The 13,121-nt window shown below is 64.6% G+C and carries 14 protein-coding genes; 8 read left to right on the top strand and 6 right to left on the bottom strand.

Annotation, left to right across the window (positions count from 1 at the left end; genetic code table 11):
• Positions 1-28: 28 nt before the first annotated feature.
• The 6 genes from gyrB to dnaA all read right to left on the bottom strand — a co-directional run bounded on the left by gyrB (position 29) and on the right by dnaA (position 7,743).
• On the bottom strand, positions 29-2,029 hold the full coding sequence (gene gyrB / locus SB754_RS17080) for a DNA topoisomerase (ATP-hydrolyzing) subunit B (RefSeq protein WP_410783605.1): 2,001 nt from the start codon (positions 2,027-2,029) through the stop codon (positions 29-31).
• A gap of 123 nt (positions 2,030-2,152) precedes the next feature.
• Positions 2,153-2,641: a DUF721 domain-containing protein gene (locus tag SB754_RS17075; protein WP_410783604.1), complete on the bottom strand. Its 489-nt coding sequence runs from the start codon at positions 2,639-2,641 to the stop codon at positions 2,153-2,155.
• Positions 2,634-3,803: a DNA replication/repair protein RecF gene (recF, locus tag SB754_RS17070; RefSeq protein WP_410783603.1), complete on the bottom strand. Its 1,170-nt coding sequence runs from the start codon at positions 3,801-3,803 to the stop codon at positions 2,634-2,636. Before recF ends, SB754_RS17075 begins: the two co-directional genes overlap by 8 nt.
• A gap of 22 nt (positions 3,804-3,825) precedes the next feature.
• Positions 3,826-4,713, bottom strand: coding sequence for a phosphogluconate dehydrogenase (NAD(+)-dependent, decarboxylating) (gnd, locus tag SB754_RS17065; RefSeq protein WP_410783602.1), 888 nt, complete (start codon positions 4,711-4,713; stop codon positions 3,826-3,828).
• 39 nt (positions 4,714-4,752) lie between these two features.
• Positions 4,753-5,898: a DNA polymerase III subunit beta gene (gene dnaN, locus SB754_RS17060; protein WP_410783601.1), complete on the bottom strand. Its 1,146-nt coding sequence runs from the start codon at positions 5,896-5,898 to the stop codon at positions 4,753-4,755.
• Positions 5,899-6,309: 411 nt separating this feature from the next.
• Positions 6,310-7,743 carry a chromosomal replication initiator protein DnaA gene (dnaA, locus tag SB754_RS17055; RefSeq protein WP_410783600.1) on the bottom strand — a complete coding sequence of 478 codons (1,434 nt, stop codon included), beginning with the start codon at positions 7,741-7,743 and terminating at the stop codon, positions 6,310-6,312.
• A gap of 447 nt (positions 7,744-8,190) precedes the next feature.
• Between dnaA and rpmH the strand changes: the two genes are divergently transcribed.
• The 8 genes from rpmH (at position 8,191) to SB754_RS17015 (ending at position 12,655) form a co-directional block, all read left to right on the top strand.
• Positions 8,191-8,328, top strand: a complete 138-nt coding sequence (gene rpmH / locus SB754_RS17050; RefSeq protein WP_018189031.1) for a 50S ribosomal protein L34 — start codon at positions 8,191-8,193, stop codon at positions 8,326-8,328.
• A 24-nt stretch (positions 8,329-8,352) separates the two neighbouring features.
• A complete protein-coding gene (gene rnpA / locus SB754_RS17045) occupies positions 8,353-8,751 on the top strand; it encodes a ribonuclease P protein component (protein ID WP_410783599.1) in 399 nt (132 codons plus the stop codon).
• Positions 8,748-9,074: a membrane protein insertion efficiency factor YidD gene (yidD, locus tag SB754_RS17040; protein ID WP_410783598.1), complete on the top strand. Its 327-nt coding sequence runs from the start codon at positions 8,748-8,750 to the stop codon at positions 9,072-9,074. The genes rnpA and yidD overlap by 4 nt, the downstream gene beginning before the upstream one ends.
• A 9-nt stretch (positions 9,075-9,083) precedes the next feature.
• Positions 9,084-10,049, top strand: a complete 966-nt coding sequence (gene yidC, locus SB754_RS17035; RefSeq protein WP_410783597.1) for a membrane protein insertase YidC — start codon at positions 9,084-9,086, stop codon at positions 10,047-10,049.
• 17 nt (positions 10,050-10,066) lie between these two features.
• On the top strand, positions 10,067-10,636 hold the full coding sequence (locus SB754_RS17030; protein WP_410783596.1) for a protein jag: 570 nt from the start codon (positions 10,067-10,069) through the stop codon (positions 10,634-10,636).
• Between the two features lie 14 nt (positions 10,637-10,650).
• Positions 10,651-11,277 carry a 16S rRNA (guanine(527)-N(7))-methyltransferase RsmG gene (rsmG, locus tag SB754_RS17025; RefSeq protein ID WP_410783595.1) on the top strand — a complete coding sequence of 209 codons (627 nt, stop codon included), beginning with the start codon at positions 10,651-10,653 and terminating at the stop codon, positions 11,275-11,277.
• A gap of 776 nt (positions 11,278-12,053) precedes the next feature.
• Entirely contained in the window at positions 12,054-12,371 is a 318-nt protein-coding gene (locus SB754_RS17020; protein WP_410783594.1) for a DUF4326 domain-containing protein, read from the top strand.
• Positions 12,368-12,655, top strand: coding sequence for a hypothetical protein (locus tag SB754_RS17015; protein ID WP_410783593.1), 288 nt, complete (start codon positions 12,368-12,370; stop codon positions 12,653-12,655). Before SB754_RS17020 ends, SB754_RS17015 begins: the two co-directional genes overlap by 4 nt.
• The last annotated feature ends 466 nt before the right edge of the window (positions 12,656-13,121 follow it).

Below are 13,121 nucleotides of genomic sequence, written 5' to 3'. Positions count from 1 at the left end.
TCCCCTGCAGTTCATCGGCGCCGAAGCGTCAGATGTCGAGGAACCGCACGTCCTTGGCGTTCTTCTGGATGAAGGAGCGGCGCGACTCGACGTCCTCGCCCATCAGGGTGGCGAAGATCTCGTCGGCGGCGGCCGCGTCGTCGAGCGTCACCTGGAGGAGCGTCCTCGTCTCCGGGTTCATGGTGGTCTCCCACAGCTCCGAGTAGTCCATCTCACCGAGACCCTTGTAGCGCTGCACCCCGTTGTCCTTCGGGATGCGCTTGCCGGCGGCGAGTCCCTCGGCCATCAACGCGTCGCGCTCGCGATCGGAGTACACGTACTCGTGCTCGGCGTTCGACCACTTGAGGCGATACAGCGGCGGCTGAGCGAGGTATACGTAGCCGAGCTCGATCATCGGACGCATGTAGCGGAATAGCAGGGTCAGGAGCAGCGTCGTGATGTGCTGGCCGTCGACGTCGGCATCGGCCATGAGCACGATCTTGTGGTAACGCGCCTTATCCGGGTTGAAATCCTCCCCGATGCCGGCGCCGAACGCCGTGATCATCGCCTGGACCTCGTTGTTGCCGAGGGCGCGGTCGAGCCGGGCCTTCTCGACGTTCAGGATCTTGCCGCGCAACGGCAGGATCGCCTGGGTCTCGGGGTTGCGGCCCTGAACTGCGGAGCCACCGGCCGAGTCGCCCTCGACGATGAAGATCTCGGAGACCGTCGGGTCCTTCGACTGGCAGTCCTTGAGCTTGCCGGGCATCCCCCCGCTCTCGAGCAGTCCCTTGCGCCGTGCGGTCTCGCGCGCCTTGCGCGCGGCGAGCCGAGCCGTCGCCGCCTGGAGCGACTTGCGGATGATGTCCTTCGCCTGGTTCGGGTTGCGGTCGAACCAGTCGCCGAGCTGGTCGCCGACGACTTTCTGCACGAAGGCCTTGGCCTCGGTGTTGCCCAGCTTGGTCTTCGTCTGGCCCTCGAACTGCGGCTCGGAGAGCTTCACCGAGATGACAGCGGTGAGGCCTTCCCGCACATCCTCGCCCGAGAGGTTGTCGTCCTTCTCCTTCAGGATGCCCTTCTCGCGGGCGTACCGGTTGACCAGTGTCGTGAGCGCTGCACGGAAGCCTTCCTCGTGCGTTCCGCCCTCGTGCGTGTTGATCGTATTGGCGTAGGTGAACACGCTCTCGTTGTAGCTGGTCGTCCACTGCATGGCGACCTCGAGCGCGATCTTGCGATCGGTGTCCTCCGACTCGAACGAGATGATCTCGTCGTGCACGACCTCGGCCTTCTTCGCCGAGTTGAGGTACTGGACGTAGTCCATCAGACCGCGCTCGTAGAGGAAGACCTCGTGACGCGGAGTGTGCTCTTCGTCGACCTCGCCTTCGACCGGCTCGACCTCCGGCGGACGCTCGTCGGTGATCGCGATGCGGAGGCCCTTATTGAGGAACGCCATCTGCTGGAAGCGGGTGCGGAGCGTCTCGTAGTCGAAGACGATCGTCTCGAAGGTGTCCGAGCTCGGCCAGAACGTGATGATCGTTCCTGTGCGGTCCGATACCTCGCCCTGCTCGAGCGGCGCCTGGGGAACGCCGTTGCGGTAGCTCTGGCGCCAGACGTGACCCTGGCGGTGCACCTCGACGTCGAGCCGGCTGGACAGGGCGTTCACGACCGAGCTGCCGACTCCGTGGAGTCCGCCCGAGACCGCATATCCGCCGCCGCCGAACTTTCCGCCCGCGTGCAGGATGGTCAGCACGACCTCGACCGTCGACTTCTTCTCCACCGGGTGCACGTCGACGGGAATGCCGCGACCGTTGTCGTCGACCCGGACGGCACCGTCGGGGAGGATCGTCACTTCGATGTTGTCGGCGTGACCGGCGAGCGCCTCGTCGACGGAGTTGTCCACGATCTCGTACACCAGGTGATGGAGGCCGCGAGGACCGGTCGAACCGATGTACATTCCGGGTCGCTTGCGGACGGCTTCGAGACCCTCGAGGACCTGGATCTCATTAGCGCCGTACTCGTGTTCCGTACCGGCCGTGTTCGGTTCCATCGTCATATGAAATTAGGCTCCTGACCGCACTCAACAGTGACTCCCCATTCTACCAAGAATGGGGAGTGCAAATGCCGGAAAACGGCCGTCTGACGCATTTTCTTCGCGCAGGCGACCTCTTTTGTGCACTCAGCCGTAAGTATCGCGCGGACCGCGCCCTGGAATCGACCTGGGGCCCCTTTTCCAGGAGGGGGCGTCCGGCCCTTGAAAACGGATCGACTCGATCCCGGCCTCAGGGAACCTCTCGGCGATAGCTGCGAGGAGCTCCGAGCGCATCATCCGAAGCTGCGTCGCCCAGGCCGTCGACTCGCAGCGGACGACCAGCACGCCGTCGGTGATCTGGTCGGGGACAGCGTGCTTGGCGGTCTCCTCACCGGCCAGTTCACGCCACCGCTCGAGGAGGTCGGACTGCGCCAGCGCCGAAGTCCAGCCGAGCTGTGCGGCGAGGGCATCGACGACGTCCCCGACACCGTGCGGGTCGCGGCCCGTGCCGAAGGGCCTGCTGAGCGAGTCGTTCTGCTCACTTCTGTCGGCGCGCTTGCGCCGCACCGACGTCCCCGTGAACAGAGCTTTCAGCCGGAGGTACACCGCCGACGCCTCGCTCAGCGGCTCAGGCATCGGTCGGCTCCACGATCGATCCCGCTTCGATGCGCACTGTGTGCGCCGTCAGCTCGTCCGGCACGTCGTCGTACACGGCAGCGGTGATGAGCACCTGCTCGTAACCTGCCACGGCGGTTGCGAGCATCCGCCGCCGATTCTGATCGAGCTCGGCGAAGACATCGTCGAGGATGAGAACGGGATCGCCGGTCGTCGACTCCTGCCGGAGCAACTCGGCGGACGCCAGCTTGAGGGCGAGCGCGAACGACCAGGACTCCCCATGGCTGGCATATCCCTTGGCGGGCAGCCCGTTCAACTCGAACAGGACGTCGTCGCGGTGCGGGCCCACCAGCGTCAGTCCGCGTTCGAGCTCCTTACGGCGGACGCCGGTGAGCGCCCGGCGGAACGACTCGGGGGTGCTGATACCCGTTGACCCGGTTACGTCGTCGTCGCCCGCACCCTCGTCGTCGTCCTCGACGTGCGCCCCATGGATGGTGAGCTGCGAATCAAGTCGGGGGTGATGGTCGTCCCCCGCCACCGAGCGGTACGCGGCGACGAGCGGGTCGCTGAGCCGGGCCACCAGGTCGAGGCGCGCATCCATCAGCTCGGAGCCGAGTTGGACGAGCCGGTCGTCCCAGATGTCGAGGGTGCCCAGCTGATCCTCCCTGACCCGGGAGGCACGAGCCGACTTGAGGAGCGTGTTGCGCTGCTTCAGCACCCGCTCGTAGTCGGCGATCACGCCTGAATACCGCGGGTTCCGCTGGATCAGGAGCTGGTCGAGGAACCGCCGGCGGATGCCGGGCTCTCCCCGGACCAGTGCCAGATCCTCCGGAGCGAACAGCACGCTGGCGAAGTAGCGCGGCAGTTCCCGCGGCTTGATGGCCGCCCGGTTCACCTGCGCGCGATTCGCCGCACCGCGATTGAGTTGCACCTCGACCAGCAGCTCACGGCCGTCATGCTGGATGCGGGCCCTCACGATGGCCGCGTCCGCATCCTTCCGGATCATCGCCTGGTCACTCGACACCCGGTGGGAACCGAGCGTGCTCAGGTAGCCGAGCGACTCGACGAGGTTGGTCTTCCCCTGGCCGTTGCGGCCGACGAACAGATTCGCGCCGGCCGCGAACGGCACCTCCGCCGTGCGGTAGTTGCGGAAGTCGGTCAGGGAGAGATGAGTGACACGCACTGAGTTCTTCGGTCGACCCGTCTCAGTCCACGGCCTTGACGGCGTGGCCGCCGAACTGGTTCCGCAGAGCCGCGACGGCCTTCATGGCCGGGGAGTCCTCCTGGCGCGAGACGAACCGGGCGAAGATCGAGGCGCTGATCGTCGGGACCGGCACGGCGTTGTTCAGCGCCTCCTCGACGGTCCATCGACCCTCTCCGGAGTCCTGCACGTAGCCTTCGATGTGCTCGAAATCCGGGTCCTGCTCCAGGGCGCGCACCAGCAGGTCGAGCAGCCAGGACCGCACCACGGTTCCGCGCTGCCATGCCTTGAAGGTGCCCGTGACGTCCTTGATGATGTCTTTGCGGGTGTCGAGGAGCTCGTAGCCCTCGGCATAGGCCTGCATCAGTGCGTATTCGATGCCGTTGTGCACCATCTTCGCGTAGTGGCCGGCGCCGACCTCGCCCACGTGGACGAAGCCCTCATCGCGCGGACCCTCCGGACGCAGTGCGTCGAAGACCGGCAGCACGCGCTCGACCTGCGCGGCCGAGCCTCCGACCATCAGGCCGTACCCGTTCTCGAGACCCCAAATGCCGCCCGAGACGCCGACATCCATGAAGTCGACCCCGCGCGGAGCGAGCAGCTCGGCGTGCGCGAAGTCCTCGGTGAACTTGGAGTTGCCACCGTCGATGACGAGATCGCCCTTCTCGAGCAGCGGTTCGAGCTCGCGGATGACCGAATCGGTGATCTGGCCGGCAGGGACCATCACCCACACCGTTCGCGGCGCCGGCAGTGCAGCGACGAGATCGGCGACCGTAGCGACGTCCGAGACCTCGGGGTTCGTGTCGTAGCCGGTGACGTCGATGCCGTTCTTCTCCAGCCGGGCGCGCATGTTGTTGCCCATGCGTCCGAGACCGATGAGGCCGATGTGCATGATTGTCCTTCTCTTCTCTTGCTTCGTCAGGCGCCGGGCCTAGCGGAGGAGCAGGTTGGGCTGGAGCAGATACTTGTAGGAATCCGCGCCCGCCTGATCCTTGGACGTCTGGCTCGTGATGAGCACAGGGCCCGGCTTGTTGGGGTTCTCGGTCTTGGTGAACGAGATGCGCACGAATTCCGAGTGCACCGCACCGAGACCATCGAGCAGGAACTGCGGCTTCAATGAAACCACCGTCTCCTGGCCAGTGAGAAGAGCGTCGATGCTCTCGGATGCCTGCGCCTGCTCGGATCCGATCGCTTCCAGCGTCAGCCCGTCGGCGGAGAAGGTGTAGCGGAGCGCGGCCTCGCGCTCGAGGACGAGGGCGACACGGCGGGTCGCCTCGATGAGCTCGGCGGTGTTGATCACCGCGTAGTTGTCCACCTGCTCCGGGAACAGCCGGCGCACAGGCGGGAAATTGCCCTTGATCAGCAGGGAGGTGACAGTCTTCCGGTCGGCCGTGAAGGCGATCAGCTCGCGGTCGTCGCGGTTGGTGATCGAGATGGAGACGTTCCCGCTGTGGCCGAACGTCTTGCCGATCTCGGTCAGGGTGCGAGCCGGGACCAGCGCCGTGACGGGCTCGCCCGACGTCGTGCCGTTGTCCCAGTCGATCTCCCGGACCGCCACGCGATAGCGGTCGGTCGCGACGAGGCCCAGGGTGTTGTCCCCGACCTCCAGCTGGACGCCGGTGATCACCGGGGTGACGTCGTCACGCGAGGCGGCGACGCCGACCTGGGCGACGGCCTGCGCGAACTCCTCGGCGGGAACGAGGCCGGCTTCGCCGTTGACCTCGGGGATGCTCGGGTATTCCTCCACAGGCATGGACAGCAGGGTGAAGTTGGCGGACCCGGCTCGGACCACGATCTTCGACTCTTCTGTCGAGAAGCGCACAGGGGCGTTGGGAAGCTTCGAGGCGATCTCCGCCAGGAGCCGGCCGGAGACGAGCACACGACCCGGCTCCTCCACCTCGGCCGCGATCTCGGTCTGGGCGGAGACTTCGTAGTCGAAGGACGAGAGCTGGAGTCCGTTCTCCGTCGTCTCGATGAGCACACCGCTCAGGATGGGCAGGGTCGTCCGCTGCGGAAGGAGCTTCACCGCGAAGGAGACGGCCTCGCTGAACACATCCCGATTGGCTTGGAACTTCACGAAGTCACCTCTGTCGGCTCACGGATAACGGACGTGACAAATCCTAGCGCCTGGCCTCTGACGCGGAAGCGGGCGGCGTTCTGCGGTGGAGGTTGTCGTCCGTCCTCTGAAGAGAAGAGTTAAGAAGTAATCGTGTTAACCGCTGTGGAAACTGTGGATAACTCTGTTGACGCCAGATGACGACTGGGAACTACACGGTGGTGACTTGTTGATGGGCTGCGGAATCCGCCTGTTCACAAGGAGCGCGGGTGCTCGGCGTCGTCGACCGCTTTTCACAGGGCGGCGACGACAGTCCACGTTAAACGTGTAGTTCTCCGGAACCTTTCCACAAGTTATCCACAAGTGTTAATAACGCACTGTCCCCACTCTGGGGATGGATATGTGGATAACTGGTGCGCTACAGGGTCGGCATTACTTGCCGTAGCGGTGGTTCTGCTTGATCCGGCTCGTCAGCTCGGTGACCTGGTTGTAGATCGAGCGCCGCTCCTTCATGAGCTCGCTGATCTTCTTGTTCGCGTACATCACCGTCGTGTGGTCCCGGCCCCCGAAGAGCTGTCCGATCTTGGGCAGGGACAGATTCGTCAGCTCGCGGCACAGGTACATGGCGATCTGGCGGGCGGTAGCGACCGCCTGCGAACGGCTGGAACCGTAGAGATCGTCGACGGTGAGCTTGAAGTACTCCGCCGTGTTGGTGATGATGTCGGTCGGCGCGATGACATTGTCGTCGTCGAGGGTGATCAGGTCCTTGAGGACCGTCTGAACCAGCGGCATGTCCACCGGGGTGCGGTTCAGGCTGGCGAAGGCCGTGACGCGGATGAGCGTTCCCTCGAGCTCGCGGATGTTGCTCGAGACCTTTGTCGCCATGAACTCGAGGATGTCGTCGGGCACCTGGATCTTCTCGCTCTGCGCCTTCTTGCGCAGGATCGCGATCCGCGTCTCCAGGTCGGGGACCTGCACGTCGGTGATCAGGCCCCACTCGAACCGTGACCGCATCCTGTCCTCGAACCCGGTCAGGTGCTTCGGCGGCAGATCGGAGGTGATGACCACCTGCTTGTTGTGGTCGTGGAGGGTGTTGAACGTGTGGAAGAACGCCTCCTGAGTCTCGACCGCACGCTGCAGGAACTGGATGTCGTCGATCAGCAGGATGTCGATGTTGCGATAGCGCGCCTGGAAGGAGGACCCTCGGTTGTTCGCGATCGAGTTGATGAAGTCGTTGGTGAACTCCTCCGACGACACGTACCGGACACGGATGCCGGGATAGAGGCTCATCGCGTAGTGGCCGATGGCGTGGAGGAGGTGCGTCTTTCCGAGCCCGGAATCCCCGTAGATGAAGAGGGGGTTGTACGCCTTCGCCGGCGCTTCCGCCACGGCGACCGCGGCCGCGTGGGCGAAGCGGTTGGACTGCCCGATGACGAAATTATCGAAGCTGTATTTGGCGTTGAGGCGGGTGTCGCCACCGCGCGGCGGTGCGGTGATCTCCGTCGGCTGGCTGACCATCGGCGGCGCGAGCTGCTCGACGTAGGCGGGCGCCACCTCCGGCTCGGACCCAGGACCGGCCATCGACTCCTGCTGGATCTCGGGATTGACGACGATCGCGAACGTGTTGACCGCGAGGTCCTCGTCCAGGCCGCCGATCGCGTTCAGGAGGGGGAGCCGGCTGCGCTGCTCGATCATCCCCCGGGTGAACTCGTTCGGCACCTCCAGGTAGAAGGTCCCGGCCATGATGCCCTTCGGCTCCACCAGGCTGAGGAATCCGTACAGCTGAGGGGTGATCCGGTCGTCGGTCTCGAGCTTGCCGAGCACGTTCTGCCACGCCGCAGCTATGGACTCTTCGCCGCCTGCCATCGTTCCCCGTCTTCGTCTATGTTGCGGATGCCGTCAGCCCGACGAGGGGACGAGTCGACCCCCGGTGACTCTCATCGGGTTGGCGGCTCGGATGCCGCCGGTGGGTATTCACAGGGTTATCCACCGCTGTGTGAGAAATACCGTAGCGATCTCCGGCCAGAATTGGCATGGCCTGGGGATAACTTTCGACCTCACGGTAACTTGTCCACAGAAGCTCGATCAAATCCGATCCGCGGCATATGGCGGCGCGTCGCACCTCTGCTGCCTGCCAATACCGTGCATAATCAGTGGATTTGAGTCGATCGGTTTGACCTGGTCCACACCGAGGCCGTAGTTTTAATCAGTTGACTTGCGGCCCTTCGGGCTGCCCTGAAACTTTCCTGGCCTCCTCGTGCTGGCCGTTCCGCTCAGCACCGGCCTGTGAAGAGACCACCCACGGAGATTGATATGAGCAAGAGAACGTTCCAGCCGAACAACCGCAAGCGCGCCAAGACCCACGGCTTCCGCCTCCGCATGCGCACCCGTGCCGGTCGCGCCATCCTGTCGGCTCGGCGCCGCAAGGGTCGCGAGAAGCTCTCGGCCTGATCCTCCTCGGCAGAGGGCCGGCCGGTGCTCGCCAAAGCCAATCGCATCACGCGAGGGGCGGACTATCGGGCGACAGTACGACGCGGAGTCCGCTTCACCGGCGCGACGACCGTGACGTATCTCCGTCCGAATCCCGACTCCGACGTGGTGCGATTCGGCTTCATCGTGAGCAAAGCGGTCGGTAACGCGGTTCACCGCAATCTCGTCCGTCGTCGGCTGAAGGCCGTCGCCTACGACCTCCTCCCCCTGTTCTCATCCGTGCCGCAGACCGGGAGCGGACTGGATGTGGTGGTGCGCGCATTGCCAGCGTCCGTCCAAGCGCCGTGGGCTAGCCTGCACGGGGAACTACTTCAGGCTTCCACCCGATTCACCAGCCGTAGTCACTCAGGCAGTCACACCAGTAAGGGCAGCGTCCGTCCATGAACACCGCGATCGCAGCAGTGCTCCTCGCACCGCGGAATGCGGCGGTTCTGGTGCTGCGTGCCTACCGCGCGGTGATCTCTCCGCTCTACGGCGATGTGTGCCGCTACTACCCGTCGTGCTCGGCCTATGCATTGCAGGCGATCCAGCAGCACGGCGTGATCATCGGATCCGTTCTCGGCGTCCGACGCATCGCCCGCTGCCACCCGTGGGCGGCCGGAGGGGTCGACGACGTCCCACCGGCGCGGACGCCGCGGTATCGGGTCACCCCGTTCGGATTCGTCGTGGCCACCCACGACAGTGTCATCAGCCAGCGAAGGGCTTAGCCACAACACATGGACATCATCTCCATCATCCTCTGGCCCATCAAATGGGTCGTTGAGCTGATTCTGGTCGCCTTCCACTGGCTGTTCTCCGCCATGGGCCTCCCGCCGGAGGCAGGCATCACGTGGGTTCTCGCCATTGTCGGCCTCACTGTCGTCGTACGTGCGGCTCTGATCCCGATCTTCGTGCGTCAGATCAAGAACCAGCGACGAATGCTGGAGATCGCGCCGCAGCTCAAAAAGATCCAGGACAAGTACAAGGGCAAGAAGGATCAGTTCTCGCGTGAGGCGATGTCCCGCGAGACGATGGAGCTCTACAAGAAGACGGGCACCAACCCGTTGAGCTCGTGCCTGCCGTTGCTGCTGCAGATGCCGGTGTTCTTCTCCCTGTTCCAGGTGCTGAACGGCGCCCAGAGCGGCAAGGCCGGCGTGGGTCCGCTGAACGAGGTGCTCGCTCAGCAGTTCGGCAACGCCACGCTCTTCGGGGTCGCTCCGCTGCACCAGAGCTTCCAGGGTGCGATGAATGCGCACCCGCCGCAGGTTGCCGTCATGGTGATCGCGGCCGTTATGGTTATTTTGATGACGGGTTCGCAGTTCCTCACTCAGCTGCAGATCGTCTCGAAGAACATGTCGCCGGAGACCAAGGCGAGCCCGCAGTTCAAGCAGCAGCGCATCCTGCTCTACCTGCTCCCCTTCGTCTTCCTGTTCTCCGGGTTCGCGTTCCCGCTCGGCGTGATGTTCTACTGGCTGACCTCGAACCTGTGGACCATGGGTCAGCAGTTCCTCGTCATCCGCAACATGCCCACGCCGGGGTCGGATGCGGCTAAGGCCCGCGAGGCGCGTCTGGCGAAGAAGGGCAAGCTGGTGCAGGCGGACGGCGCCACGGTTCTCACCGTTGAGGAGCAGCCGGTCAAGCAAGTGACCCAGCGCGTCCAGCCGGTGAGCAAGACCCGTGCCAAGAAGCAAGCAGGAAAGTAGTAGAGGACCTCGAACCGATGACCGACGTGCAGACCTCCTCCCCCGAACCGACCGACGTGCCTGAAGACGAGGCGCTCGAGCACAGCTCCGACTCCCCCGCTGACGGTGCGGAAGCCGCCGTTGCGACGCCGGCAGACCTGGACCGTGAGGGTGACATCGCCGCCGACTACATCGAGGAGTTGCTCGATATCGCCGACATCGACGGCGACATCGACATCGACACGCGTAACGGTCGTGCATATATCTCCGTCAACGCGGATGAGGAATCGAACCTCACCCTGCTGGCCAAGTCCGACACCGTCGCCGCTCTCCAGGAGCTGACCCGGCTGGCCGTTCAGAATCAGACAGGCGGTTACTCGCGGCTGATCCTCGACATCGCCGGCTCGCGCGATGCGCGCCAGGCCGAGCTCGGCCGACTGGTCGAACGTGCCATCGCCCGCTTGGACGAGGGGGCGGCTGAAGCCGCACTGCCTCCGATGTCGTCGTATGAGCGCAAGCTGGTTCACGACATCGTGTCGGAACGTGGCTACGTCTCGACCTCCCACGGCGAGGGACGCGACCGCCACACGGTCATCACCGCCGCGTAGTTTCACGTGAAACTGTGACCGACGTCGAAGTAGAGCCTTCCGCAGCCGCCGAGCTTTTCGGCGATCGGGTGGACCTGGCCCGTCGCTTCACCCAGAATCTTGTCGATCAGGGTGAGGAGCGCGGCCTGATCGGTCCGCTTGAGTTGCCTCGTCTGTGGTCTCGCCATGTTCTCAACTGTGCCATCGTCGCTCCCCTGCTTCGTCCCGGAACCGTCGGTGATGTTGGCAGCGGAGCCGGCCTACCGGGACTGGTGCTGGCGATCGCACGAGCGGATGCCGAGTTCGTCCTGATCGAACCGATGGAGCGGCGGGTCGCCTGGCTCAACGAACAGGTCGAGGAACTCGGCCTGGACAACGTGACCGTTGTGCGTGCGCGAGCCGAGGACGTCAAACTCCCCCGGCCGTTGGACCAGGTGACAGCGCGCGCCGTCAGCGCATTCCGGAAGCTGCTCCCGCTGACCGCTCCCCTGCTTCGCGATGGTGGCGAGCTCGTCCTCATGAAGGGCGCCGGCGCCCCTGCCGAGGTCGAGGCGGCCACCAAAGAAGTCCGCACGTTCAAGGTGCACGATGTCGAGGTGCTGACCCTCGGAGAGGGCGTTCTGACGGAGGTCACTCGCGTAATTCGAGCGACTGTCCGCTGATCGGGCGCCGCGATCACGCGCTCAGAATCGCTCTGAGCCAATCGAAGTACGTGCTCCAGTTGTCTCAGCGCCATTGTGAGCTCAGGTAAGACTTGATCGTCGGCCGCAGTTTGACGGGATCGTGCACGGCTCGGCTCCGAATCTGCGATGTTTGGTTGCGGGGTGAACGCGGAACGCCGGGATCCGTGCACCTGAAAGAGCGACACTGGTCGGGGTCACGGTGATCGAAACGAACAGGACATCGAATGTAGGTCGGATCGGGAGCAGGCATCGCATCTCCACACATCGAATAGCGCAGGTGCGCTGCGGGGCTCAGCCCTCGGCGCTCGTTGCTTGGCCGCCGAAGAGGACGGCCGTCGTACCTGCGCCCGCTTACCGTTTCACGTGAAACGTGGCTCTCCACCGCATCGAAGGCGAGCAGCATCACCGGCCGCCCGGCACCTCTGCTTTGCATCACTCCATGCCTTCGGGATTCGCCGGTCGGCTGCGCTGTCGCCTGGCAACTCCCCTGCCGAACAGGACATCGTCTTCGCGGTGGGTAGCGAGCGGCGAGCGGGCAGTGATGCCCGTGTAGATCGCTGATTCCCTCTTCTCGTCGCGATGTCGCGCGGGCGATGCGGGTCCACACGCACGGCGTGAAGGAGTTCGAGGGGCTCGCCCGGGCGGAATACGCGTGAGAATGGGAGGGCACCGGTCGCTGTGTGGCGATCCGTTGGGCAGCTGTCGCTGTTTCGACCGATGGCTGGCAGGCGCGGTGCCGAGCTGTGGAGGAGTCGATGCCAGAGCGCATTCAGCTGAGTCGGCGCGCGGGCTGGCGGAAGCCGTCGAATACGGTGGTCGTTGCGCGGCCTACCAAGTGGGGCAATCCATTCCCGGTCGCCGAACATGGTCGTGAACGCGCCGTTGCCATGTTCCGCGAGATGATTGCTGACCCGCAGGCACGCGAGGCACGGAACTACCCCGCTCCGAACGCCGTACGCGCGGAGCTGACGGGCAAGGATCTGGCGTGCTGGTGCCCGCTGGACCAGCAGTGTCACGCTGATGTGTTGCTCGACCTCGCGAACGATTCGGTGAACGACGAGGAGAAGCGGTGACGGTACAAGTGCTCTCGGCGACGTCGACCCGCCGTCTCGCGCGTCTCCTCGGCGAACCGACGATCACTCGTGCCTGGGTCGACAACGAACGCGACCACCATGTCATTCTGTTCGCCACGTGGGCTCACGAGCATGGCCGGTTCGATCGCCGAACCGGAGCCTCCACCTACGAGAAGGGTGATGATGTCACACACGCGGCATCCTGCTTCGCCCACGACGGGTCGCTGCTTCTGGACCTGGAGCCATTCGACGACGACGGTCGATGGCCGACACTGAGGGATTGAGAGGCGCATTCCTCTCGATGGCTCAGTCGCTGCGTCGAATCAGTCGAGCGCGCAGAACTGCAATGTCGGCGGACGCGCTCCCCTGTTTCACGTGAAACGGCGGTCTCTGTGTCGCCGTCCAGGTTCGGCGATATCGCACCGGCGACGTGTGATGAAGACTAGGCAGCTCCCTGAGGGCGCCTGCTCGAGCCTTCAAACGTTCCCACTCTCGACCACGACCCAACGCTCAGGCGTCATGCTGCAGGTCTAGTCGGTTGCGCGAAGAGACGCACCTGGGTAGAGGTGGAGTCCCGCTGTGTCCGTGCGTTTCACGTGAAACGTCGCGACCGCGCACCAGCCGGCGTGATCGCGGAATCCTCGCCGCGAGCCACGACCTGACCCGTGATCCGCCCCGTCGAAGTCGACAGACGTCGTGGCCGCCACCCACCTCGATGTCCTGAGACTGATGGATTCCGCGCACCGGCTG

The organism is Leifsonia sp. SIMBA_070 (assembly GCF_046534635.1).
Classification (GTDB): Bacteria; Actinomycetota; Actinomycetes; order Actinomycetales; family Microbacteriaceae; genus Leifsonia.
This window is presented reverse-complemented; position numbering and strand designations above follow the sequence as displayed.

What these genes read in the sequence shown, in the direction of transcription:
- gyrB (WP_410783605.1), bottom strand. Translation starts at nt 2,029, where the DNA reads ATGACGATGGAACCGAACACGGCCGGTACGGAACACGAGTACGGCGCT.
- SB754_RS17075 (WP_410783604.1), bottom strand. Translation starts at nt 2,641, where the DNA reads ATGCCTGAGCCGCTGAGCGAGGCGTCGGCGGTGTACCTCCGGCTGAAA.
- gnd (WP_410783602.1), bottom strand. Translation starts at nt 4,713, where the DNA reads ATGCACATCGGCCTCATCGGTCTCGGACGCATGGGCAACAACATGCGC.
- dnaA (WP_410783600.1), bottom strand. Translation starts at nt 7,743, where the DNA reads ATGGCAGGCGGCGAAGAGTCCATAGCTGCGGCGTGGCAGAACGTGCTC.
- rpmH (WP_018189031.1), top strand. Translation starts at nt 8,191, where the DNA reads ATGAGCAAGAGAACGTTCCAGCCGAACAACCGCAAGCGCGCCAAGACC.
- yidD (WP_410783598.1), top strand. Translation starts at nt 8,748, where the DNA reads ATGAACACCGCGATCGCAGCAGTGCTCCTCGCACCGCGGAATGCGGCG.
- yidC (WP_410783597.1), top strand. Translation starts at nt 9,084, where the DNA reads ATGGACATCATCTCCATCATCCTCTGGCCCATCAAATGGGTCGTTGAG.
- SB754_RS17030 (WP_410783596.1), top strand. Translation starts at nt 10,067, where the DNA reads ATGACCGACGTGCAGACCTCCTCCCCCGAACCGACCGACGTGCCTGAA.
- SB754_RS17020 (WP_410783594.1), top strand. Translation starts at nt 12,054, where the DNA reads ATGCCAGAGCGCATTCAGCTGAGTCGGCGCGCGGGCTGGCGGAAGCCG.